Annotated in this window: 14 protein-coding genes; 8 read left to right on the top strand and 6 right to left on the bottom strand. The window is 69.0% G+C overall.

All coding sequences use genetic code 11. The annotated features are described in order from the left end of the window. The first annotated feature begins 12 nt into the window (after positions 1-12). The gene (locus tag LK540_RS02810) at positions 13-2,232 is read left to right on the top strand and encodes an NADP-dependent malic enzyme (RefSeq protein WP_229435507.1); all 2,220 of its coding nucleotides are present in this window, start codon (positions 13-15) and stop codon (positions 2,230-2,232) included. A gap of 133 nt (positions 2,233-2,365) precedes the next feature. On the opposite strand, the gene LK540_RS02815 is transcribed toward LK540_RS02810, so the two are convergent. From LK540_RS02815 to LK540_RS02825, 3 genes are all read right to left on the bottom strand, one after another. Further along, positions 2,366-6,922 (bottom strand): AAA domain-containing protein, encoded by a 4,557-nt coding sequence (locus tag LK540_RS02815; RefSeq protein ID WP_229435508.1) that lies wholly within the window; start codon positions 6,920-6,922, stop codon positions 2,366-2,368. A 330-nt stretch (positions 6,923-7,252) separates the two neighbouring features. Beyond that, entirely contained in the window at positions 7,253-7,837 is a 585-nt protein-coding gene (locus tag LK540_RS02820; protein WP_229435509.1) for a YceI family protein, read from the bottom strand. Between the two features lie 136 nt (positions 7,838-7,973). After that, on the bottom strand, positions 7,974-8,594 hold the full coding sequence (locus LK540_RS02825; RefSeq protein ID WP_229435510.1) for a TetR/AcrR family transcriptional regulator: 621 nt from the start codon (positions 8,592-8,594) through the stop codon (positions 7,974-7,976). A gap of 126 nt (positions 8,595-8,720) precedes the next feature. Here LK540_RS02825 and LK540_RS02830 point away from each other — a divergent pair, with 126 nt between their 5' ends. The 5 genes from LK540_RS02830 to LK540_RS02850 all read left to right on the top strand — a co-directional run bounded on the left by LK540_RS02830 (position 8,721) and on the right by LK540_RS02850 (position 15,889). Next, complete coding sequence (locus tag LK540_RS02830) at positions 8,721-9,746, top strand: MBL fold metallo-hydrolase (RefSeq protein WP_229435511.1); 1,026 nt, start codon at positions 8,721-8,723, stop codon at positions 9,744-9,746. A gap of 147 nt (positions 9,747-9,893) precedes the next feature. Continuing rightward, positions 9,894-11,933 (top strand): AAA family ATPase, encoded by a 2,040-nt coding sequence (locus tag LK540_RS02835; protein WP_229435512.1) that lies wholly within the window; start codon positions 9,894-9,896, stop codon positions 11,931-11,933. Further along, the gene (locus LK540_RS02840; protein WP_229435513.1) at positions 11,930-12,784 is read left to right on the top strand and encodes a hypothetical protein; all 855 of its coding nucleotides are present in this window, start codon (positions 11,930-11,932) and stop codon (positions 12,782-12,784) included. The genes LK540_RS02835 and LK540_RS02840 overlap by 4 nt, the downstream gene beginning before the upstream one ends. Beyond that, positions 12,781-14,868 (top strand): patatin-like phospholipase family protein, encoded by a 2,088-nt coding sequence (locus LK540_RS02845; protein WP_229435514.1) that lies wholly within the window; start codon positions 12,781-12,783, stop codon positions 14,866-14,868. The genes LK540_RS02840 and LK540_RS02845 overlap by 4 nt, the downstream gene beginning before the upstream one ends. A gap of 61 nt (positions 14,869-14,929) precedes the next feature. Then, positions 14,930-15,889 carry a 2-hydroxyacid dehydrogenase gene (locus LK540_RS02850; protein ID WP_229435515.1) on the top strand — a complete coding sequence of 320 codons (960 nt, stop codon included), beginning with the start codon at positions 14,930-14,932 and terminating at the stop codon, positions 15,887-15,889. 25 nt (positions 15,890-15,914) lie between these two features. Here LK540_RS02850 and LK540_RS02855 read toward each other — a convergent pair whose 3' ends face one another. Both LK540_RS02855 and LK540_RS02860 read right to left on the bottom strand, forming a co-directional pair. Further along, entirely contained in the window at positions 15,915-16,733 is an 819-nt protein-coding gene (locus LK540_RS02855) for a universal stress protein (protein ID WP_229435516.1), read from the bottom strand. Between the two features lie 93 nt (positions 16,734-16,826). Beyond that, positions 16,827-17,270, bottom strand: coding sequence for a hypothetical protein (locus LK540_RS02860; protein ID WP_229435517.1), 444 nt, complete (start codon positions 17,268-17,270; stop codon positions 16,827-16,829). A 333-nt stretch (positions 17,271-17,603) separates the two neighbouring features. Between LK540_RS02860 and LK540_RS02865 the strand changes: the two genes are divergently transcribed. Both LK540_RS02865 and LK540_RS02870 read left to right on the top strand, forming a co-directional pair. Next, the gene (locus LK540_RS02865; protein WP_229435518.1) at positions 17,604-18,695 is read left to right on the top strand and encodes a mechanosensitive ion channel family protein; all 1,092 of its coding nucleotides are present in this window, start codon (positions 17,604-17,606) and stop codon (positions 18,693-18,695) included. Between the two features lie 82 nt (positions 18,696-18,777). Next, on the top strand, positions 18,778-21,150 hold the full coding sequence (locus LK540_RS02870; RefSeq protein WP_229435913.1) for a DNA polymerase II: 2,373 nt from the start codon (positions 18,778-18,780) through the stop codon (positions 21,148-21,150). Positions 21,151-21,286: 136 nt separating this feature from the next. Here LK540_RS02870 and LK540_RS02875 read toward each other — a convergent pair whose 3' ends face one another. After that, positions 21,287-23,737, bottom strand: a complete 2,451-nt coding sequence (locus LK540_RS02875) for an ATP-binding protein (RefSeq protein WP_229435519.1) — start codon at positions 23,735-23,737, stop codon at positions 21,287-21,289. Positions 23,738-23,846: the final 109 nt, after the last annotated feature.

The raw sequence follows: 23,846 nt of genomic DNA on the forward strand, positions 1-23,846 counted from the left end.
TTAGGAAGAACCATGAGCAGTAACAGCAATTTCAGCGACTCCGACGATTCCCAATTGCGCGCCGACGCGCTCGAATACCACCGCTCGCCGGTGCGGGGCAAGATCGAGGTGGTCGCCACCAAACCCCTGTCCAATCAGCGCGACCTGTCCCTGGCGTATTCGCCGGGCGTGGCCTACGCCTGCGAGGAAATCGCCGCCGACCCGGCCATGGCCGCCGAATACACCTCGCGCGGCAACCTGGTGGCCGTGATCAGCAACGGCACCGCCGTGCTCGGCCTGGGCAACATCGGCCCGCTGGCCTCGAAGCCGGTGATGGAAGGCAAGGGCTGCCTGTTCAAGAAATTTGCCGGCGTCGACGTGTTCGACCTGGAACTGGCTGAAAACGACCCCGATAAACTGGTCGACGCCATCGCCATGCTCGAGCCGACCGTGGGCGGCATCAACCTCGAGGACATCAAGGCGCCCGAGTGCTTCTACATCGAGAAGAAGCTGCGCGAGCGCATGAACATCCCGGTCTTCCACGACGACCAGCACGGCACCGCGATCATCTCCAGCGCGGCCCTGCTGAACGCCCTGAAGGTGGTCGGCAAGGACATCGGCGCGATCAAGCTGGCCGCCTCCGGCGCCGGCGCCGCGGCCATCGCCTGCCTCGACATGATGGTGAGCCTGGGCGTCAAGCAGGAAAATATCTGGGTCACCGATTCGAAGGGCGTGATCTGGCAGGGCCGCGAAGCCAACATGGAAGCCAACAAGGCGCGCTACGCCCAGGCGACCGATGCCCGTACCCTGGCCGACATCGTCGACGGGGCCGACGTCTTCCTCGGCTGCTCGACCGCCGGCGTGCTCACCGCCGAGATGGTCAAGACCATGGCCGCGCAGCCGGTGATCCTGGCGCTGGCCAACCCGGAACCGGAAATCCGTCCGGAAGTGGCGAAAGCCGCGCGCCCCGACTGCATCGTCGCCACCGGCCGTTCGGACTACCCGAACCAGGTGAACAACGTGCTGTGCTTCCCCTACATCTTCCGCGGCGCCCTCGATTGCGGCGCAACCCGCATCACCGACGAGATGAAGCTGGCCTGCGTCGGGGCCATCGCCCGACTGGCCGAGGCCGAAGCCAACGACACCGTGGCCGAAGCCTATGCCGGCCAGGACCTGACGTTCGGCCCCGACTACATCATCCCGAAGCCTTTCGACCCGCGCCTGATGGCCGCCATCGCCCCGGCCGTGGCGCAAGCCGCCGCCGACTCCGGCGTGGCCGCGCGCCCGATCGACGACATGGACGCCTACCGCGAGCGCCTCGGCCAGATGATCTACCACACGGGCTTTTTCATGAAGCCGGTGTTCGCCAAGGCCAAGGCCGTCGAGCGCCGCGTCGCCTATGCCGAGGGTACTGATGGCCGCGTGCTGCGCGCGGTGCAGACCGTGGTCGACGAAGGCCTGGGTAAACCCGTGCTGATCGGCGCCGCGGCCGAGGTCGAGGCGGCCATCAAGGCGGCCGGCCTGCGCCTGCAGCGCGGCGTCGACTACGAGCTGGCCGAACCCGACGGCAGCGGCGACGCCACCCTGCAGGGCACGCGCCTGCTGCAGTCGGGCGCGGTCGACGCGCTGATCTGCGGCATGCAGGGCAGCTACGACAGCCACCTGGCCCACGTGCGCAGCGAGATCGGCACCGCACCCGGCGCCGGCGCGCTGGCGGCGATGAACGCCCTGGTGCTCGACAAGATGACCCTGTTCATCACCGACACCTACGTCAACGACAATCCGAGCGCCCAGGAACTGGCCGACATCACGCGCCTGGCCGCGACCGAACTGCGCCACTTCGGCCTGGAGCCGAAGGCGGCCCTGCTGTCGCACTCGATCTTCGGCTCGTCCGAGCGCCCGTCGGCGCGCAAGATGCGCGAAGCGCGCGACCTGCTGGCGCAGTCGGCGCCGGAACTGGCCCTGATCGGCGAAGTGCACGGCGACGCCGCGCTGTCGGAAGAGATCCGGCGCCTGTACCAGCCGGCCGGGGATGCGGCCGGTGGCTTCGCGGGCAGCGCCAACCTGCTGGTGATGCCGTCGCTCGATGCCGCCAACATCCTGTTCAACGTGCTGAAGGTCGCGGCCGGCAAGGGCGTGACCGTCGGCCCGATCCTGCTGGGTGCGGCCAAGGCCGTGCACATCCTCAGCCCGAGCGCGACCGTGCGCCGTATCGTCAACATGACGGCGCTGGCGGTGGCTGGCGTGCACTGACGGTGGATAAGCAGACCGGACGCAGGCCGGCACGTTCCGGCCTGCGTCTACAATAAAAAAGCCGGGGCGCATCGCCACCGGCTTTTTTTTTCGCAGCGTCCCGTCCGGCGCCGCTGTCCCAAGCGTCAGGGCGTCAGGAGGCCGCCTCGACCTGCTGCGCCTGCCGCCCCGCTTCCCGCACAGCCGTGTCGGTAGAAGCCGCCGCGGGCAGCCGTTCCCACTCGCGGTACTCGACCAGCGACGGCACCCGCCCGATCGCTCCCAGCGGCGCGATCCCCATCTTCTCCAGCAGCGCCAGCAGCTCTGCCAGCACGGCCTCGCGCCGCAGCGACCAGGTCGAGGCGAAGCAGCGCCAGAAGGTCCAGCCGGCGCGTTCCAGCACGCGCTGGCGCGCCATGTCGGCCTGCCAGCGGTCCGGGCCGTGGAATTCGTCGCCATCGAGTTCGATCGCCAAGCGGCGGTCGTCGGCGCCTTCGACCACCATGTCGATCCGGTAGCCGGCCGCCGGCACCTGCGGCACGACACGGTAGCCGCGCGCGAACAGTTCGCCGTACACGTCGCGCTCGAAGCCCGACTCGCACAGGGCCGCCAGGCTGGTGCTTTCCTCGTTGCCGTCCAGCGGCCGGGCGAAGTGCTCGAGCAGCGTGCGGCGCAGGTCCAGCTGCGACAGTTCCTCGAGCCTGACCGAGCGCACCAGCACCATGCGGTCGCGCGCGCGCGAAGCGGCCACGTTGAAGCGCTGGTCGTACATCGCGCCGGACTGCGCATGGTGGTTGTCGCGGTCGGCCACCATGCTCAGGAAGATGATGTCGCGTTCGCTGCCCTGGAAGATGCGGGCGTCGCCGCAGGCGAACTGGCGCCGCGCCAGTTCCACCGCGTCGCAGCGCGCGCGCACCTGCTTGTCGATCAGCTGCGCCTGTTCCGGCCCGAGCAGCGACACCACGCCGAGCGTGCGCCCGGCCATCTTCGGGTCGCGCAGGATGGCCTCGATCTCGGCCACGATGCAGTCGGCCTCGGACGGGTTGTGGCCCTTGGCCGAGCGGTGGCCGCCGGGAACGTAGATGTCGACCAGCGGCGGGTCGAGCCGTTCCGATGCGCGCGGCACCCGCACCGGCTGGATGAAATCCTTGTAGAACACGCGGTTGCTGTAGGCGATGATCGGCTGCACGCAGCGGAAGTGCTCGCGCAGCATGACCTTCGAGGCCGCGAACACCGTCGAGGCGATGTCGTACAGCGACATGTCGGCCGTCAGCACGGCCTCGAACGGCTGGCCGGCCAGGAAGCGCCGGCGCAGGTCGCCGATCTTCGCGCTCGACACGAATGCGGCTTCGGGCGACACCTGCTTGTCGTCGCCGACCACCAGGATCTGCTTGCCGCGCAGGATCGCCGGCAGCGCCCACAAATCGGACTGGCTGGCCTCGTCGACGATTACCAGGTCAAAAGCGCCGAGCGCCGCCGGCAACGTTTCCGACACCCGCGCGTGGCTCATGATCCAGCACGGCACCGCGGCCTGGGCATCGACCATGGCCTGCTGTGCATCGCGCCGGTAGCGCGCGGCGTTCACGCCGGTGCCCTTGCCGAACTTGCGGATCGCGGTGCGGTAGGTTTCGAGTGCGCTCAACACGTTCGGTCCGGCGTTCTGGCGGGTGGCTAGCCAGGCCGACTTCGACACCAGCTCCTGGTACAGGCGCGCCAGCGCCGTTTCCAGTTCGCGCCGGCGCGCCGCCAGGGCACGCATCTCGTCGCGCGCGTCGATGCTGTCGAGGTGGCTGCGCAGGCGCGCCCAGGTCCAGGCATCATGCCAGCGCGCCGGGAATACCGGGTCGTCGCCGGCATCGTCCTGGGGCACGCTCGCCACCCGCTCGGCCAGGCGCGTGGCGCCGCGGGCGGCAATCGCGGCTGCGAAGGCCAGCACTTCCTTCAACGCGTCGGCCAGCGCCTCGATCCGGGCCAGTTCGGCCAGCAGCGCGCCATAGCTGCCCTGCAGCGCGTCGGCCGGCAGATCGGGGTTGCCGAGGTCGTTCTCGAGCAGCGCGCGCAGGCGCAGCGCCACCGGCCCGGTGGCGTCCGCCAGGCCGTGCCGCAGCTGGGCCGCATTGGCCGTGGCATGCGCCAGCTCGGCGCGCGCCAGGTGGCGGCGCAGCTGCTCGCGCACCTGCGCCAGCGCGTCCGTCCGTCCCAGCAGCGCCTCCGCCGGGAGCCGCTCGAATACCTGCTGCGCCAGCGGCGGCAGCGTGGCGTCGAATGTGCTGGCCAGCGTGTGGGCGGCGCGCGCCGTGCCGGCAATGGCTTCGATATGGCGCAGCTGGCCGATATCGGCCTGCAGGAGCGGCAGCGACAAGGGTTCCGCAAAGGCGTTCCAGCGCACGGTGAACGACAGCAGGCGCCCGTGCAGGGCGGCGAAGCGCGCCACATGGGCCCAGTCGGCGCTGCCGGCCGGGGCCAGGCCGGCGACGCGGATCGCGGCGATGTGCGGCTTGATGTCGCCCACGCCGAAGGCCAGCAGGCCGAAGGGCTTGCCGGTTTCGGCGGCGCGCGCGATTGCTTCCTGCGCCTTCGGCAGTTCGAGCGCCTCGCGCGGTGCGCTCACCGGCTTTTGCATGAATTCGGCGCGCGCCTGGAGCAGGGCGTCGAGTTCCGGGAACAGGGCTTCGAGCGCGCCGCGTTCGGTGGCGTACTGCGGGCGGCGCAGCTTCTCGCGCAGCGCATGGGCCCATTCGTGGCCGGACTCGTCGAGCTGGCGCAGCAGGGCCAGGGCGGCGTCGAGCGCGGCGAGCATTCGTTGCGCCGCGCCCAGTACCTCGGGCGTGGGCGCACGCAGCGGCGCCAGCGCGCCGCTTGCCTCGTCGCGCTCGATGCCGCGCAGGGTCTGCAGCAGCGTGTGCAGCTGGCCGATGGCGCCAGGCGCCGGCAGGCTGTGCGCAGCGGGAAGCCGCGCCCGGCAATAGGCCAGGTCGGCGCCGAGGCGGCGGCGCAGCGCACGCAGGCGCATGCCTGCTTCATCGTCGAAGGGCGGCGCATGCTCGGGCGCCAGCGTCAACGCGTCGTCGAACCAGCCGAACTGCGCCTGGCCGTCGACCACCAGTGCGGCCATCTTCTGGGCGCGCATCGGCACGCCGTCGACGTCGATTTCCGCCAGCTGGTTGTGGGCGATCGCGTCGATGCGGGCGTCGATCTGCGCCATCTCGGCATGGGCGCGGTCGAGCGCGGCGCGGCAGGCGGCGATCTGCTCGGCTTCCAGCCCGCTGTCGAGGTGGGTGAGCGTGTGGATGATCGCCTCGATCGACGCCTGGAACTGGCGCATGCCTTCCTTGTCGCCGGAGAGCAGGGCCACCGTTAGCGGCCGCACCGGTTCCGGTATCTTGTCCTGCAAGACTTTCAGGGCCGGCTCGCCCTTCGAGGTGACGAGGATGCGCTTGCCCAGCGCCAGGTAGTGGCTGATGATGTTGGCGATCGTGTGCGTCTTGCCGGTGCCGGGCGGGCCCTGGACGGTCACGCCGGACGAACGTTCCAGTTGCTGGATGATCGTTTCCTGCTCGCGGTTGTAGGGCAGCGGGAAGTACAGTTCGCGCGGCTCGCCCCGGACGGTCGGGCGCCCCGACAGGCCGCGGAAGGCGATCGGCGGGTGCGCGATGACGGCGCTGTCGGGCCGGGTGACGATGCTGGCCGCCCCGGCGGGCAAATCGCCGTCGCCATCGTCGATGCGCTCCTTCAGGCGCGCGATGTCCTCGGTCAGGAAGTGGGTGGCGCGCGGGCGGGCAAAGATCACCCAGCTGCCGGTGACCACCAGGTCCGGCCCCGGCGCCGGCGCGCCGTGGGCGGCGCCTTCGTAGCGGGCGTGCGCCGAGACCGTGCCGGCCACGCTTTTCAAAACGGGCTCGAACGACGCCGGTTCAAAAGGCGACAGGGCGCCGCCGTCGGCCAGCAGCAGCGTGCGCGCGGCGCGTTCGATGTCGCCGATGCCGGGCAGGTCGCATGCGGCAAGGGCATCGAGTTCGAGGCGCGCGGCGATGGGGCGCGGCCCGAGCGTGATCGCATGCGAAGCGCTGTCGATCTCGATGTCGAGCGCCTGGGTCAGCAGCGGATAATGAAAGTCGACGCCGGCGCCGTCGGCGCGCGGGATCTGCCACGACGACACGCCGACGCCCCACACCAGTTCCAGCGGACGCACCGCTTCCTGCGCTTCCAGGCGCGTCTTCAGTGCGAACAGATCGGCATACAGCGCGATGACCTGGCGCCGCGGCTGCTCGCGCGCCGCCCAGTTGTGCCAGTGCGGCAGGTAGGCCTGCAACAGGTGGCCGACCCGGGCGCGGCGCTCGCGGTCGCGCTGGTCGGCTTCGTCCTCGGCCACGACCTGCGCATCCTCGGCGCGCGCCGCGCCCAGGGCCGTTTCCTTCAGGGCCGGCGCAGGGCCGGCCGGATCGTCGCCGATGTCGAGGAAGGCGCCCAGGTCCGGTTCGGACAGGGCCGGCGCGCGCGTCGTTTCCAGCCGGTGCACGCGCAGCCAGGCATCGTCGCCTTCGCCGGCGCCGTCGACATTCAGGTCGACCCAGGGCAGGGTGGCCAGGTCGGACCAGGTTTTCTTGAATTCCGTGACCCGGGACAGCGTGAATGCGGCGGGGTCGATGTCTTTGGCTTGCTCGACCAGGTAGTCGAGCAGCCCGCTCATGAGCTGGGCAGGGGTGTGCATGTGGTGTTGCGGCTGGGCGATAGGAGGGCGCGGGCGAAGCGGCGCAAGCTACGCGGCCGGGTGCCGCGTACGTTGCCGCTCAGTTGCCGCTGAGTTGACGCAATTTTACCCTGCCGCGCTGCGAACGCGGTGTTCGCATCGAATCGCCCAGCCAGGCGGGTTGCCGCCGCCTTAGAGCGTATCCCAGTCGGTACGGGGAAGCGGATGGCGATGCATGGCAAGCGCGGGCAAGGCGCGAGGAGGCCGCATGGCGAGCCATGCAACGACGAGCAACGCCGCCCCCGCTTGTCAGGCGCGCCAGCAGCGACCCGGGCCGGCTGGGATAGGCTCTTACTGCTTGAGTGCTTCGACCTGGATCGCCAGCTTCACGGTCGGGTTGAAGCCCATCTGCACCGCGTAGTCGATGCCGAAGTCGGCGCGGTTGAAGGTGGCCGAGGCGTCGGCGCCGCAGGCTTCGCGCTTGAACATCGGGTGCTGGATGCACTTGAACTGGTTGATGGTCAGCTTCACCGGCTTGGTCACGCCGTGCAGGGTCAGTTCGCCGTTCACTTCGGCCGGCACGTCGCCCTTGAAGGTGATCGACTTCGACTTGTAGGTCGCGGTCGGGAATTTGGCGACGTCGAACATGTCCGGACCCTTGGCGTGCTCGTTCATCTTTTCGTGGCCGAAGTCCAGGGTGCTGGCATCGATGACGATGTCGACGCTGCCGGTTTTCGCGGCGCGGTCGAGGGTGATGCTGCCGCTCGTCTTGGTAAACTTGCCGCGCCAGACCGACAGCCCGCCCATGTGGTCGGCTTCGAAGCTCGGGAAGGTGTGGTTCGGCTCGATCGTGTAGGTGTCGGCGGCAAAGGCGGTGCCGGTGGCGGCGAGGGCGGCGATGGCAGCAAAGGTGGCAACTGAGTACTTGAAGTTCATGCGGATAACTTTCTTTTGTGAAGGTAACCGCAGCACTTTAACTGTTGCGCCAGGCGAGAGTAAGCCCTTGTTTCGGATAACACTGTTCCATTTTTGGCGCTAATCGCCGGGGGGCTGCCGTCACGGCTGCGTGCGTTCAGGCTGCGGCGTCCACCGCGAAATAAGCCAGGAACATCGACACCGCCGCCTCGACCACCTGCGCCTGCTGCGCGGCAGGCAGCGGCGCCGCGCCGAACGCCACTTGCGGCCAGAAGGCAAAGCTCTTGATCTGCCCCTGCAGCATGGTCGAGGCGAACAGCGGATCGCCCGGTTTCAGGCGGCCGTCGCGCTGGGCGGCGCGGATCCAGGCGGTCACGCCTTCCTCGCGTTCGCCCAGGCGCGCCAGCAGGGGCAGGGCGCGTTCCGGGGCATGGATCGCTTCGCCCACCGCCACCCGGGCCAGGTCGACGAAATCGCGGTCGGCCAGGGTGCGCATCTTCAGCATCATCAGGTCGATCAGCTGTTCGCGCAGGCCGCGCTCGCGGCTGTAGTCGAGTTCCACCAGGCCCGCGTTGCGCTCGAACATTTCCATCACGGTTTCCGCGAACAGCTCTTCCTTGCTGGGGAAATGGTTGTACACGGTGCGCTTCGATACCTGGGCCAGGGCGGCGATGCCGTCGACGCTGGCCGCATCGAAGCCTTGGGCACGGAACTGGTCGGCCGCCGCGTCGAGAATGGCGCGGCGCTTGCGGTCGGTCAGGCGCAGGGGAATGGTCATGCCGCGATTTTACACTCACCAGTTTACTTCCTCAAGAATCGATACTACACTGTGTAGTGTACATTTTATCGAAACGTCACCATGCGCCTGCTCTTTGGCATTATCCTGATCGGAGTCGTCCTCATCATGAGCCTTTCCTCTTGCGCTACGGCCGCGCCGGATTACCCTTCGTCCCCCCAGTTCCGCGACAAGGGCTTCGTCAATCCCGCGCCCATGCACGAGCATAGCGTCGGCGAGATGGCGCGCCTGTGGTGGACCTTCCTGTTCGACAAGCCCAAGGGCACGGTGCCGCGCCAGCCGGTGCCGGTGCGGGCGCTGACGCGCGAGGCCTTGCTCGCCGCGCCGGACAACACCCTGTACCGCCTGGGCCACTCGACCATGCTGATCAAGCTGGGCGGCGGGTTCTACCTCACCGATCCGGTATTCTCGAAACGCGCCTCGCCGGTGCAATGGGCCGGCCCGGCGCGCTTCCATGCGCCGCCGATCGCCATCGAGGACCTGCCGCCGATCAAGGCCGTGATCCTCTCGCACGACCATTACGACCACCTCGACCATGATGCGGTAAAGGCGCTGGCGCCGAAGACGGGCATGTTCCTGGCGCCGCTCGGTGTCGGCCGGCGCCTGGTCGACTGGGGCGTCGATGCCAGCAAGGTGCGCGAGCACGACTGGTGGCAGGAGACGGAGCTCGACGGCGTGCGCTTCGTGGCCACGCCGGCCCAGCATTTCTCGGGCCGCGGCCTGGGCGACCGCAACAGCACGCTGTGGGCGTCGTGGGTGATCCTGCACGACGACCTGCGCCTGTTCTTCAGCGGCGATACCGGTTACTTTGCCGGCTTCAAGGAAATCGGCGCCAAGTACGGCCCGTTCGACGTGGCCCTGATGGAAACCGGCGCCTACGACAAGCAGTGGCCCGACGTGCACATGCAGCCGGAACAGACCCTGCAGGCCTTCCTCGACGTGCGCGGCAAGTGGCTGGTGCCGGTGCACAACGGCACCTTCGACCTTGGCCTGCACCGTTGGCGGGAGCCCTTCGACCGGATCGCGGCACTGGCGGCGGCACGCAACGTGACAATGGCGACGCCCGAGATGGGCGAGGCGCTCGATTTGAAGGCGCCACACGCCGGGCGTGCCTGGTGGCGCGGCATGGACTAGAACGCGAGTGCACCGCGCTTGCCCAGGGTGGCCCCAGGGCGGGCGGGGCGCCGGTGAGAATTGTAGAGATTTGGGCGATTCCGCGCGGGTACAATCGAGCGGCGCGACCGACCATGAAGGCCGGCGCCCCCTTTTGGAGGAGAGCCCATGATCTTCGTTCATCAAGCGCCGGCCCCGGCCTTCTTCACCGCATTCGTGCAAGACTTCCTGCGCGGCCGCGACCGTAGTCCGGCACAGCTGGCGCAAGAGAGCCTCATCTACCCGCGTCAGGTAGAGCAAGCGCTGTATGGCGCGCTGCGTGAGCAATTCGCCGGTAAGTGCGCGTATTGCGAACACCCGCTGGACTTCAGCAACAAAGGGCATATCGAGCAGTTCCGTCCAAAACGCCTGTACGGCGCCCACGCGTCGCTTGACTGGAGCAATCTGCTGCTGGCTTGCGCGGTCTGCAACCGCAACAAGCGCGCCCGCTTTCCCCTGCTCGGAGACGAGATGCAACCAGAGCTGGCGTACGAGAACCGGCTACGCCGTGAGCAGCCGCTGCTGCTGCATCCCTGCATCGACCAGCCTGACGAGCACCTGCGCTTCTCCAGCGATGGCATGGTCCATGGGTTGACCGAGCGAGGCAACGTCAGTATTGCCTTGCTCGATTTGAACCGCATGCAGCTTGTCGCGGCAAGGGCGTCGGCCATCGCCGAGCTGATGCTACTGCCGGTCGAGGCGCGCGCAGCGCTCGTCACGCACGAGACGTCGTACGCGGCAAGCCTGATGCATGCACTGCGCTCGCTTGGGAACAAGGCATTCGTCGGTGAGATCCGCAAGGCCAGCGTGCGCCAGGTCCGCTTCTTCGAGGCCAGCGCGCCGGTCGCCACGGACAGGGGCGAAGGCCTGGCCGGCTACCAGGCATACGAGCGCTATATCGAGCGCGTCGAGTTGCGCAACATCGGTACGCTGGCGGCGCTCGACCTCGACCTGCTCGCCGAGACCGAGGAGCGCACGCCCGGGTTTGTACTGCTGGGGGAGAACGGCATCGGGAAGTCGACCATCCTGCGTGCGATCGCCTGCGCGCTGGCCGGGCCGGCGTATGCGCGCAAGCTGCGCCTGACCAGCAATTCCCTGCTGGCCGCCGGCGCGCGCACGGGGTCGATCATGGTGCGGGTCTCGGGCTATCCAGAACCGATCAAGGTCACGCTGCGGCGCGGCCGGCCGCTGGTCTACAGCACTCGGGACGGCAAGGCGCTGGTACTGGCCTACGGCGCCAGCCGGCTGCTCGCGGCGGGGCGCCACAAGGCGGAAACCGGGGAGCGCCACGCCAAGATCCGCAACCTCTTCGATCCCTTCGTGCCGGTGGGGGACGCCAGCGCCTGGCTCGACACGATCGGGGCTGGCCGGGTCGACGACGTCCGTGCGACGCTTGAACATATCCTCAACGAGGCACCGGCAGGGCCAGTGCGCGTGGTGCATGCGCAGGAGGGCGGCCTGCGCTTTGCGATCGGCGGCAGTGTGCCGCGGCCGGTGGCCGCCCTAAGCGACGGCTACAAGTCGCTGATCGGCATCGCCGGCGACATCATGGCGGTCATGCACGCGGCCCACTTCGAGACGATGGCAGAAGCAATGGGCATCGTCCTGATCGACGAGTTGGGCAACCACTTCCATCCGCAGCTGAAGCTGCGCATTGTCGGGGCGCTGCGCACGGCGTTTCCAAAAATCCAGTTCATCTACACAACCCACGAACCGCTGTGCCTGCGCGGCATGGGTTCTGGCGAGATCGCGGTGCTGCGCCGCGACGAGCAGGGCGTCTACCTGCTGACCGGCCTGCCCGAGGTGGCCACGATGCGCATCGACCAGTTGCTGGCGTCCGAACACTTCGGCCTGGGCAGTACGGTCGATCCTGCGCGCGTGGCCGAGATCAAGCGTTATCACATGCTGGTGTCCAGCACCGAACGCGACGCAGCGGAAGAGGAAGAGCTGCGCGCGCTGCAGGACATGCTGGCTCAGACCGAATACCTAGGCGGATCGCGCCGCGAGCGCATGTTGCTGAGTTTGCTCGACATGCACGATGGCGAGTTGCCGCGGATGCCGGGTGCCGCGGTCGATGCGCGCGAAATTTCGGCGCGCACACGCAAGCGCCTGTCGCAGATACTGGAAGCGGTCGGTCCGGCCACTCATCCCGGCAAGGGGGCGGCATGATCCGCTATCCACGCCGCGGCGAGACCGTGCCGCGCCCGCCCGTCCCGCTGCGCGGCGGCAAGAAGGGCAACGCGCGCAAGGAGCGCGAGCACAACGCGCCCCATCTCGCCAGCGGGGACAAGGACAAGCTGAAGTTCGGCCTCTACAAGCACGACGACGTGCGCCAGGCGCTGCACCAGCTGTTCGGCCGCAAGTGCGTGTTCTGCGAATCGAGCCTGCTGGGTACCCAGCCCGGCGATATCGAGCATTACCGGCCCAAGGGTGAGGCCAGCGTCCTCGACCCGGCGAGCGGAAAACACCGTCCAATTTCCGCCGGCTACCCCTGGCTGGCGGCATCCTGGAGCAATCTGCTGCTGTCGTGCGCGGACTGCAACCGGCCACGCAGGCAGGTGGATGGCGCCGGCGCGGTTCGGGTGATGGGTAAGTCCTGCCTGTTTCCCCTGGCCGACGAGAAGGCGCGCGCGGCGACCCCCTGGGCGGTGCGCAGGGAAGCGGCCTTGCTGCTCAATCCGCGCCGCGATGATCCCGACTTGCACCTGGCCTTCACGGACGAAGGCGGGATCACGGCCAGGCGCGGCGAAGGCGGCGCCAGCGCGCGCGGCGCCGCCACTATTACTTGCTGCGGCCTCGACCGCGCCGAGCTGGTCGAAATGCGCCTGCGCCATGCGAAAACCGTCATGGCGGCGATCAGGCACATCATCCTGGCACTCGAGCAGGGCCGCGAACCGGACGACGACCTCGACGACCTGCTGGCGCTGCTCGCACCCCATTCCTCCTACGTCGCCTTTACCCGGCACCTGGTCCGCACCCATCTTTCGCCCTACCTGGACAAGCTCGGACTCGCACCATGACCATCGAATCTTCCGTATTCGCCGCCGGCGCGGCCTGCATCCCACCTGGCCCGGCAATGCCGGAGTGCGATCTCCTGATGAAGGGCGGCGTCACCAGCGGCATTGTCTATCCCCAGCTGGTCGAGCGGCTGGCGCGCGATTACCGCCTGCGCCACATCGGCGGCACCTCGGCCGGGGCTATCGCGGCCGCCACTGCCGCGGCGGCCGAGCTCGGGCGCCAGAGCGGCGCGAATCCCAATGCCTTTGCCGACCTCGGTCGCCTGCCGGCCTACCTCGGGCGCCAGATGCGCGGCCGCAGCCGTCTGCTGCACCTGTTCCAGCCGGCGCCGGCGCTGCGCCCAGCCTTCGAGATGGCACTGGCGCTGCTAGCCACGCCGGGCAAGGCGAATGCCTTCGCCCTGCTGCTGGCGAACATCGTGCATCCCTTTCTGCTGGCGCTCGGCGTTCTTGCGCTGGTAACAGGCATGCATGCGCTGGCCGACGCAGCGCCGGCCACCATGCTGGCCAGTGCCGCCGCTACCGCTTTGCCCGCAGCGCTGGCCTGCGGCGCCTGGCGCCTGGTTGCGGCGCGTAGCCGCGAACCGCGCGCCGCCATGGCCCGCGCGCGCGCAAACCGGACGGGGAAGCGGGTGCGCCTCGCCCAGCCCGCCGACTGGCTCGGCGCCTTCGGCTTCGCAGCCCTGGCGGCCGTCGTCCTGCTGCATGCAGCCTGGCTGCAGGGCGCGCCGCTGGTGCTGCTGCGCGCCCTGGTGGCACTGCTGGCAGCCAGCGCCATCGTGGCCGGCATCGCGGCCTGGCGCTGGCTACGCGAGCTGGCCGCTGGCGTGCGGGACAATCATTTTGGCGTCTGCTCAGGCTCTGGGTCGGCCAGCGGCCGTCCCGAGGCGCTCACCGACTGGCTCGAGCGCTACTTGGCCGGGCTGGGCGGTATTGAGGGCAGTATGCCGCTGACCTTCGCCCACCTGTGGAACGCCGACCCGCGCGGCGTACATGCAGGCATCGAGTGCGGCTGCGATCGTGGCGACCGGCGTATCCATCTCGAGATGATGACTACCGCCCTGAGCCAGCATACCGCCTACGCCATCCCGTTTCGCGCGAACGCCGGCGCCTTCTACTTCGCGCCCAGCGAGTGGGCGCGGCTGTTTCCGGCGCACGTGCTGGACTGGCTGCGCGCTAGCGCCCTGGGTACCTCGCGCCGCCACCCGGCAACAGGCGAGGAACTGGTGCCGCTGGTGCGCGACGGGCGGCTGCCGGTGATCGTCGGCGTGCGCATGAGCCTGAGCTTTCCGGTGCTGCTCAGCGCCGTGCCGATGTTTGCGCTCGACCAGACCGACAGGCAGGATGGCAAGGCGACGGTCAAGCGGGTCTGGTTCACCGACGGCGGCGTGACCAGCAACCTGCCGCTGCAAGCCTTCGACGAGCTGCTGCCGGCGCGTCCGGTGTTTACGATCAACCTGAAGCCAGAGCACCCGGCGCATCGGATCGACACGGCTGCCGGACCGGCATGCGGGCGGGTCTACCTGCCTCAGGATAACCGGGGCGGCGGCGGGCGCTACTGGAAGAGCTTCGACGAGTCCGGCGACTTCGCCATCGGGAAGTTTTTGTGGACCTTCGTCGATACCATGCAAAGCTGGCGCGACGAAATGCTGTTCCCGTACTCCGCCTATCGCGGTCGGATTGCCCAGATCAGCCTGCGCGACGAAGAGGGCGGCCTGAACCTGGCCATGTCGCGCGCGCAGATCCGTGAGCTGGCCGCCGCGGGCGGACGCGCCGGCAACCTAATCTACCGCCGTTTCCATCCCGGCGCGCAGGGAAGCGGCTGGCCCAACCACCAGCGCCTGGCCTTGCTGAACTTGTTCGGCAACCTGGAAACCATGGCGCTCGCCGCCGATGCCTCGCCCGACCGCGCCGCCTGGGACGCGGTGCTCGTGGACGCCGGCCTCAACCGAACGCAATTGGGCACCGCGCGCCTAATGCTGAGGGGGCTGGCCAGGACCGGCGGCCGCCTGCGCCGGACGCCCGCGGGACTGCTGGACTGCGCGGGCAATCCGCACACCAGGCTAGGCATGGGGCCTCAGCTCTAGGAGCAGGCGGACCGACCCGTCCAGTATACTCCTGTCATGTTCAACTGATACGGGAGGAAGGATGCGTCCGCAGATACTGGTGCTGGGTTCCGGCTGGATGCCGCAGGTAAGCGAGGAACTCGATCGGCATTTCGCTTGCCACTACTTGGCGCGGGTGCCGCAGGAAGAACGCCCGGGCTTCATCGAGCACATCGCCCCCGCGGTGCGTGCTGTGTTCACCAGCGGCACTGTCGGCATCGACGCCGCGCTCGCGGCCCGCCTGCCCGCGCTCGAGATCGTCGCGGTCCACGGCGTCGGCGTGGATGCGGTCGATTTCGCAGCGCTGGCGCCACGCGGCATTCTGGTTTCCAACACGCCCGACGTACTCACCGACGACGTCGCCGACCTGGCCGTGGCCCTGGTGCTGGCCGCCGCGCGGCGCCTGCCCATGCTCGACCGCTACGTACGCACCGGCGGCTGGGAAGCGAAGCGGCCCCTGGCGCCCAATCGGGCCCTGCGCGGCAAGGTTGCCGGCATCCTCGGGCTGGGGCGCATCGGCCAGGCGGTGGCCGCGCGCCTGGAGGGCTTCGGCATGCAGATCCGCTACCACCAGCGCAGCACGGCGCAGCTGGCGTATCCGCGCAGCGCTTCGCTCCTCGACCTGGCGCGCGACAGCGATTACCTGGTCGTCTGCGCGCCGGGCGGTCCCGGCACGCGCCACCTGGTCGACGCGGCCGTCATCGATGCGCTCGGTCCGGAAGGCACGCTGGTGAACATCGCGCGCGGCTCGCTGGTGGACGAGGCGGCGCTGGTGGAGGCCCTGCAGCAGGGCAGCCTGGGCGCCGCCGCGCTTGACGTCTTCGAGGACGAGCCGCGCGTGCCGCCGGCCCTGATGGCGATGGACAACGTGGTCCTGGCTCCGCACGTGGGCAGCTTCACGCTGGAAGCGCGCACGGCGATGGGCATGCTGGCGATCGCCAACCTGCTGGCCCATTTCGCGGGGGAGCCGCTGCCGACGCCGGTGCCGGGCAAGCCGGCCTGAGTCTCGTGTTGTCTCGTGTTCGGCTTCAGTGCGCCAGCAGCACCGGCAGGTGGGCGCGTTCGAGCAGGGTGCGGGTGACGCCGCCCAGCCGCAGTTCGCGGTAGCGGCTGTGGCCATAGGCGCCGCTCACCAGCAGGCTGGCGCGCTCGGCGATGTCAAGCAGGGCCTGGCCCGGCGCAGCCGCGGTGCGCTCGACCACCACTTCCACCCGCACGCCGTGGCGGGCAAGCCAGGCGGCCATGTCGGCACCCGGCTCGTCGCCGTGCAGGCCGACCTCGCGCTCCGGGTTCACCAGCACCAGGCGGACCGTGTCCGCTCCCACCAGCAGCGGCAGGGCGGCGCCGATGGCGCGCAGCGCCGGCACGCTGCCGTCCCAGCCGGCCACGATCGTGCGGTCCAGGGGCTGGCCGGCGTAGGACGCCGGCACCACCAGCACCGGACGCGCGCTGTGCACGGCCAGGTACTGCGGCAGCGCGCGCTCGGCGCCGCCGCCCGGTTCGTCCTGGCCGGTGACCACCAGGTCGGCGTAGCGCGCCTGCAGCAGCAGGGCGTCGCGGCTCTCGTCCTCCACCAGGCGTTCTTCCAGCGAGGCCACGCCGAGCCGGCCTGCGCGTTCGGCGAAGCGCGCCAGGCTGGCGCGCGCCGCGGCGCGCAGGCTGTCGAATTCGTCGCTCGGCGCCACCGCCATTGAGCCGGTGAGCAGGGCGTAGGCAGGCCAGCTCAAACCGGTGCTGGCGCTGCCCACCAGGTGCGCGCCGTGCGCCTGCGCAAGCCAAGCCGCCGCCTGCAGGCGGGCGTCGAACTGCGGGCTGTCGTCGACATGGACGACGATGGTCTTGAACATGATGATCGCTCCCTGTCAGGCAGCCGCTTATCGGCGCGCTTGGCGGCCGGCCTAGCGGCCCGATCCTCTGCTGCCAGATGCGCGCACCACGATCTAGACCGCCGCTACCCGGTCGTGGCGTTTGAAGCGTGCCGCCGAGCCGGCCGGCTTGCGCGCACGCGCGCCAGCGCCGACCAGGGCCAGGTCGGCCGTGAAGCGGTGCAGCGACAGGATGGCGTCGAGCGCGCCCAGGGCTTCACGCCCGAGCGTGGTGTCGCCGGCCTCGATGCGCGGCGTGACGCGGTGCAGGGCGCACAGGGCCAGCGCGTTGTCGGCCAGGTGGGCCTGCAAATTGCCGTGGCCGGTGCATTCCATCAGCGTTTCCTCATGGCGGAAGGCGGCTTCGACCTCGGCCACCAACAGCGGCCAGCCGGCGATGAACAGCGCGTCGGGCGCCGCCGCGAGCCGGGTGATACGTGCGCACAGCAGTTTGCGGGTATGGCGCATGACGCTGCCGATCACCTGCAAGCGCGCGTCGCTGCTATTGCCACGCATCATGGCTGTTCCCCGTTCTGATCTAGCACGATAAAAAGCCAGTTTCGGCGCGTTGCAAAGCGCGGGTTTGATTTAAATCAAAGTGTAGTCCACAGGCCGGAAACGCGCTGGCGCAAGACCGTGTCCGGCGCCGCGCCAGGGAATCATGCGGAACTCTGCATTTGTGCAAATGTAGTTGAGAGGTTAGAATCGCTTACTTTCAATGCGAACACCGGCGCAGCGCCGGCCGCATCGCCCTGAAAGGACCAAGACGATGAGCTTCGTCGCATCGCGCCGGCCCATGCGCCGGCAACCGCATCACCCCGGCCTCAGCGCCGACGCAGGCTGAGGGACGGCATGCGTTTTCTCCTGACTAACAACGACCTGCAATCCTGGCTGCTGGCGGTGGCGATCCTGGTGGCCGTGATCGTGCTGCTGTACGGCGCCAAGGCCCTGCTGCTGCGGCGCTTGAGCCACATTGCGCCGCACACCGACACCTACCTCGACGACCTGGCCATCAAGATCCTGGCCAGCACCCAGCCGCTGTTCATCTTCCTGATGGGCGTGTACTGCGGCGCCCAGGTCCTGAGCCTGCCGCCGCGCACCGACACCGTCCTGCACCACCTGTCGGTGACCGTGTTCCTGCTGCAGGCGGCGCGCTGGGGCGACGTCGGCATCAAGGGCTGGTTCCACCATTACCGCCTGCGCCGCAGCGCCGAGGACGCGGCCAGCACCACCTCGACCGCGGCGCTCGGCTTCGTGGCGCGCACGGTGCTGTGGGTGGTCATCCTCCTGATGATCCTCGATAACTTCGGCGTCAACATCACGACCCTGGTGGCCAGCCTCGGCATTGGCGGCATCGCGGTGGCGCTGGCGATGCAGAACATCCTCGGCGATCTGTTCTCCTCGCTGTCGATCGTGCTGGACAAGCCCTTCGTGGTGGGCGACTTCATCATCGTCGACGACGTGCTCGGCACCGTGGAATACGTGGGCCTGAAGACGACCCGGCTGCGCAGCCTGGGCGGCGAGCAGATCGTGTTCTCGAACAGCGACCTGCTGAAGAGCCGCATCCGCAACTACAAGCACATGCAGACGCGGCGCATCGTGTTCACCATCCGCACGCCCTACCAGATCACGAAGGCGCAGCTGCTGGCGGTGCCGGCGCTGCTGCGCGAAGCGGTGGAGCAGCAGGAGATGGCGACCTTCGACCGCGCCCACTTCAAGGGCTACGGCACCTCGTCGCTGGAATTCGAGACCGTGTACTACGTGAAGAGCGGCGACTACGGCGTCTACATGGACGTGCAGCAGGCGATCAACGTCTTCCTGTTCGAGCGCTTCGACGAGCAGGGCATCCCGTTCGCCTACCCGACCCAGCTGCTGAAGCTGGACCAGCCGGAGGAGTGGATGACGGTTGCGCATCCCGAGGAGCGGCGGGCCGCCAACGGCTAGGCGTCTCGCTCCGGGCACGCAGTATAATGTGGCCCGCTTGCCGGAATGGCAAGCGGGAACATGGATACCGGAGATCGAAGAGATGGAGGGGCAGGGGTTTCTGCTGACGCGGCACTGGCAGGACACGGATGCCGGCGTCGAGGTCGACTTCTGGCTGGCCACCGATGCCGGTCCGCGCCGCGTGCGCGTGGCGCCGCAGCCGGCGATCGCCTTTATCCCGCAGGAGCAGCGCGAGGCCGCCGAATTCGTACTGCGCGGCGAGCGCAGGGAGCACGGATGGGAGCTGCGCGTGCTGCAGCTGGCCGACTTCAACCACCGTCCGGTGCTGGGCCTATACTGCCGCCACTACCGCCAGCTGCTGCGCCTGGAAAAGCGCCTGCGCATGCAGGGCGTGGCCGTCTACGAGGCCGACATCCGCCCGCCCGAGCGCTACTTGATGGAACGCTTCATCACCGCGCCGGTGTCCTTTGCAGGCGAAGCAAATGGCGCCGATCCGCGCCTCATCGACGGACAAGTGAAGCCTGCACCGGGCTACCGCCCCAGGCTGCGCCTGGTCTCGCTCGACATCGAAACCACCTCGACCGGCGAACTGCGCTCGATCGCGCTCGAGGGCTGCGGCCAGCGCCAGGTCTACATGCTCGGCCCAGCGAACGGCGACCCCGCCGGCCTCGACTTCGACTTCGACTACTGCGCCAGCCGCGCCGAACTGCTCGATCGCCTGGAAGCCTGGTTCCGCGAACACGATCCCGACGCCATCATCGGCTGGAACCTGATCCAGTTCGACATGCGCGTGCTGCAGGAACACGCCGAGCGCTACAACCGCCCGCTGCGCCTGGGGCGCGACGGCAGCGCCATCGAGTGGCGCGAGCACAAGGGCGACGGCGAGCATTACTTCATCTGCATCGCCGGGCGCCTGGTCATCGACGGCATCGAGGCGCTGCGCTCGGCAACCTGGAGTTTTCCTTCGTTCAGCCTGGAGTCGGTGTCCCGGACCCTGCTGGGCGAAGGCAAGGCGATCGACAACCCCTACGACCGCATGGCCGAGATCGACCGCATGTTCGCCGAGGACAAGCCGGCCCTGGCGCGCTACAACCTGCAGGACTGCGTGCTGGTGACGCGCATTTTCGAGAAGACCGCGCTGCTGGACTTCCTGCTGGAGCGCGCCAGCGTCACCGGCCTGGCGGTGGACCGCAGCGGCGGTTCCGTCGCCGCCTTCGAGCACCTGTACATCCCGCTGATGCACCGCCAGGGTTTCGTGGCGCCGAACGTGGGCGACGTGGCCGGGGGCGACAGCCCGGGCGGCTTCGTGATGGATTCGCGCTCGGGCCTGTACGACTCGGTGCTGGTGCTCGACTACAAAAGCCTGTACCCGTCGATCATCCGCACCTTCCTGATCGACCCGGTGGGCCTGGTCGAGGGCCTGCGCGAGGACGAAGCCGGCACGGTGCCGGGCTTTCGCGGCGCGCGCTTTTCGCGCACCCGGCACTGCCTGCCCGGCATCGTGCGCGGCGTGTGGGAAGGACGCGAAGCGGCCAAGCGCGAGCGGAACGCGCCGCTGTCGCAGGCGCTGAAGATCATCATGAACGCCTTCTACGGCGTGCTCGGCGCCTACGGCTGCCGCTTCTTCGATCCGCGCCTGGCCTCGTCGATCACGCTGCGCGGCCACGCCATCATGCACCGCACGCGCGAACTGATCGAGGACGCGGGCTACCAGGTGATCTATGGCGACACCGATTCCACCTTCGTCTGGCTCGGCGCCGCCCACGACGACGCGCAGGCCGAGCGCATCGGCCGCGCCCTGGTGGCGCAGGTGAACGCCTACTGGCAGACCCACCTGAAGCTGGAACTGGGTTTGGACAGCGTGCTCGAACTCGAATACGAGGCGCATTACCGGCGCTTCCTGATGCCGACCGTGCGCGGCTCGGACGAAGGCAGCAAGAAGCGCTACGCTGGCCTGACCGGCACGCCCGGCGGCGGCGAGGAGATGGTCTACAAGGGCCTGGAAACCGTGCGCACCGACTGGACGCCGCTGGCGCGCAGCTTCCAGCAGGCACTCTACCTGCGCATCTTCAAGGGCCAGCCCTACGAGGACTATGTGCGCGAGACCGTGGCGCGCCTGCTGAATGGGGAGTGCGACGACGAGCTGGTCTACCGCAAGCGCCTGCGCCGCCGGCTCGACGACTACGAAAAGAATGTACCGCCGCACGTGCGCGCGGCGCGCATCGCCGACGAACACTACCTACGGCAGGGCAAGCCGGCGCTGTACCGCAAGGGTGGCGGCTGGATCCGCTACGTGATGACCGTGTCCGGCCCCGAGCCGCTGGAAGCGCTGCGCTCGACGATCGACTACGAGCACTACCTGACGAGGCAGCTGGAGCCGATCGCCGATGCGATCCTGCCCTTCCTGGGCGACAGCTTCGCGCGCCTGACCAGCAGGCAGGGTGCCTTGTTCTGACAGGTGATGCGATGCCGGCCGTCCGCGCATTGAAGACGACGTGCAAAACGGTTGCTGATGTGGCGCATCGCGTAGGGTGGGTTCTCGAACCCACCGTATGGGGGTGCGCTTGCATCGGTGGGTTCAAGAACCCACCCTACGCCACGGCCCACCCAATGAGTATCCGTTCCAGCTGTTCGAGATTCGCCGGCTTGACCAGGTGATGATCGAACCCTGCGCCTTTCGACAGGGTGAAGTCGTGCGCCTGGCCATAGCCGGTGAGGGCGATCAGCAGCGCATCGCGGCTGCCCGGCCGCTGGCGCAATTCACGCGCCAGCTGGTAGCCGTCGATGCGCGGCAAGCCGATGTCGAGGATGTAGACGTCCGCGTCTGCGGCATCCGCGTCTGCGGCATCCGCGTTCGCGGCATCGGCGGCCGGACCGGTGGCGGCCAGCAGCGCCTCGGCATCGTCGAACAGCGCCACCGTGTGGCCCTGGGCTTCGAGCGCGGCGGCGAGCGAGGCGCCGGCGTCGCGGTTGTCGTCGACCACGGTAATACGTAGCGCCCGCTGCACCCCGCCGGTAGCGATGGCGCCCGCGCCGGCCGGCGCCTCCACGGCAGGCGCCGCGATCGTCGGCAGCGTGATCGTGAACACGCTGCCCTGGCCTTGCCCCTCGCTGTCGGCGGTCACCCCGCCGCCGTGCAGCTGGGCGATGCTCTTCACCAGCGTCAGGCCCAGCCCGAGGCCGCCCTGGGCCCGGTCCGGCGTACGTTCGCCCTGGGTGAACAAATCGAACACGTGCGGCAGCAGGCCGGGCGGGATGCCGCTGCCGTTGTCGGCGACCGACATCGCCGCCTGCCCATCCTGCACCTGCAGGGCCACGCGCAGGCTGCCGTGCTGCTGGGTGTACTTGGCGGCGTTGTTCAGCAGGTTCGACAGCGCCTGCACCAGGCGCGTGCGGTCTCCGGACACGAACACCGGGCCAAGCGGCACGTCGACCGCCAGCCCGTGATGGCGCGCGTCGATCAGCGGGCGCACCTGTTCGACGGCGCTGTCGAGCACCGCGCGCAGCTCGACCGGCTCGCGTTCCATCTGCACCAGACCGCGCGTGACGCGCGACACGTCCAGCAGGTCGTCCACCAGCTCCGTCATGTGGCGCACCTGGCGTTCGATGATCTCGCCGGCGCGCAGCGCATAGGCGCTATCGCCCTGGCGCAGGCGCAGCACCTGGGCCGCGGTGCTGATCGGCGCCAGCGGATTGCGCAGTTCGTGGGCCAGCATGGCGAGGAAGTCGTCCTTGCGCTGGTTCGCCAGGCGCAGCGCATGCTCGGCCATCTTCTGGTCGTGGATGTCGGTGCAGGTGCCCATCCAGCGCACGATCTGGCCGCCGTCGTCGCGCACCGGCAGCGCCCGCCCCAGCACCCAGCGGTAGTCGCCGCTGCGGTCGCGCAGGCGGTACTGGATCTCGTAGGTGTCGCCGCTGTCCAGGCTGTGGCGCCAGGCGGCCCAGGCGCGGTCGCGGTCCTCGGGGTGGAACACGTCGGCCCAGTGGGTGCCGTCGGTGCTGCCCGGAACCATGCCGGTGAATTCGTACCAGGGGTCGTTGTAGTAGTCGTGGAAGCCGTCGGGCAGGGTCGACCACACCATCTGCGGCATGGCGTTGGCGATGGTGCGGAACATGGCTTCGCTGGCGGCCAGCGCGATCTCGGTGCGCAGGCGCTGGCTGGCCGTGTGGGTGCGCTCGGCCACTTCGCGCATCAGCGCCAGGTCCTGCGGCGACCAGTCGCGCGGCCCGGCCGCGTTCACGAAGACCAGGGCCACCAGCTGGTCGTCCTCGACCACCGGCAGGTCGACAAAGGCCGAGGAGCTCAGGGCCGTCAACGATTCCGCCGCCTCCAGGGTGCGCGGGTCGGCAAAGGCGTCTCGCACCACCACCGGGCGGTTGGCGCGCAACTCGTCGATGAAATTGCCGAACTGGCGCAGGTCGATAGCGCCGGCCACGCTTTCCACGCCCTCGGCGCACCAGTCGCGGTCGATATGCACGGTGTCGCCGGCCGCGCCGATCAGGCCGAAGCCGGCGCGGCTGGCGCCCAGGGTCTCGCCCAGGATGCGCGCGGCGCACCAGGTGATGTCCTCGGGCGTGCGCAGCTCGCGCAGTTCGTCGGTCAGGCGCGCCAGCGCATCGCGCCGCAGCTCGCCGAGCACGCGCTCGGTGACGTCCGAGCCGAGCACCAGCACGCCGCTGACCTGGCCGGAACGCCCGCGCACCGGCTGGAACACGAAGTCGACGTAGCGCTCGACGGTCGGGCCGCCGGGCTGCGCCTGCACGGCGTAGCGGGCGCCGTTGGCGGCGTAGGGCATGCCGTCGCGGTAGACCTGGTCCAGCAGGTGGACGTAGCCCTGGGTGGCCGCGTCGCCCAGCGCCTCCGCGATGCGGCGGCCGACGATCTCGCGCCCGCCCACCAGGCGCTGGTAGCCGGGGTTCACGAATTCGACCACGTGCCCGGGCCCGTGCAGCAGGGCCATGCACATCGGTGCTTCCTGAAACAGCGCGGCGAACTGGCGCCTGCTCTGGTAATCCTGGTCGTCGTTGTCGGCCTGGGTCATGCGTTCATGCAATGCGAATGAGTGAAAATGGTGGCGGGGCGGGGCGGTTCGGGGCGGAGGCGCTCTGCGGCTCAGGCACCATGATACCTGCTGCGCGCCGGTCGCGTGC

It is taken from the genome of Massilia sp. IC2-278 (assembly GCF_020708045.1).
In the GTDB taxonomy this organism is placed as follows: domain Bacteria; phylum Pseudomonadota; class Gammaproteobacteria; order Burkholderiales; family Burkholderiaceae_D; genus Telluria.

Bases quoted from the DNA above. Each gene is read 5' to 3' on its own strand.
- LK540_RS02810 (WP_229435507.1), top strand. From the start codon at position 13: ATGAGCAGTAACAGCAATTTCAGCGACTCCGACGATTCCCAATTGCGC.
- LK540_RS02815 (WP_229435508.1), bottom strand. From the start codon at position 6,922: ATGCACACCCCTGCCCAGCTCATGAGCGGGCTGCTCGACTACCTGGTC.
- LK540_RS02820 (WP_229435509.1), bottom strand. From the start codon at position 7,837: ATGAACTTCAAGTACTCAGTTGCCACCTTTGCTGCCATCGCCGCCCTC.
- LK540_RS02825 (WP_229435510.1), bottom strand. From the start codon at position 8,594: ATGACCATTCCCCTGCGCCTGACCGACCGCAAGCGCCGCGCCATTCTC.
- LK540_RS02830 (WP_229435511.1), top strand. From the start codon at position 8,721: ATGAGCCTTTCCTCTTGCGCTACGGCCGCGCCGGATTACCCTTCGTCC.
- LK540_RS02835 (WP_229435512.1), top strand. From the start codon at position 9,894: ATGATCTTCGTTCATCAAGCGCCGGCCCCGGCCTTCTTCACCGCATTC.
- LK540_RS02840 (WP_229435513.1), top strand. From the start codon at position 11,930: ATGATCCGCTATCCACGCCGCGGCGAGACCGTGCCGCGCCCGCCCGTC.
- LK540_RS02845 (WP_229435514.1), top strand. From the start codon at position 12,781: ATGACCATCGAATCTTCCGTATTCGCCGCCGGCGCGGCCTGCATCCCA.
- LK540_RS02850 (WP_229435515.1), top strand. From the start codon at position 14,930: ATGCGTCCGCAGATACTGGTGCTGGGTTCCGGCTGGATGCCGCAGGTA.
- LK540_RS02855 (WP_229435516.1), bottom strand. From the start codon at position 16,733: ATGTTCAAGACCATCGTCGTCCATGTCGACGACAGCCCGCAGTTCGAC.
- LK540_RS02860 (WP_229435517.1), bottom strand. From the start codon at position 17,270: ATGATGCGTGGCAATAGCAGCGACGCGCGCTTGCAGGTGATCGGCAGC.
- LK540_RS02865 (WP_229435518.1), top strand. From the start codon at position 17,604: ATGCGTTTTCTCCTGACTAACAACGACCTGCAATCCTGGCTGCTGGCG.
- LK540_RS02870 (WP_229435913.1), top strand. From the start codon at position 18,778: ATGGAGGGGCAGGGGTTTCTGCTGACGCGGCACTGGCAGGACACGGAT.
- LK540_RS02875 (WP_229435519.1), bottom strand. From the start codon at position 23,737: ATGACCCAGGCCGACAACGACGACCAGGATTACCAGAGCAGGCGCCAG.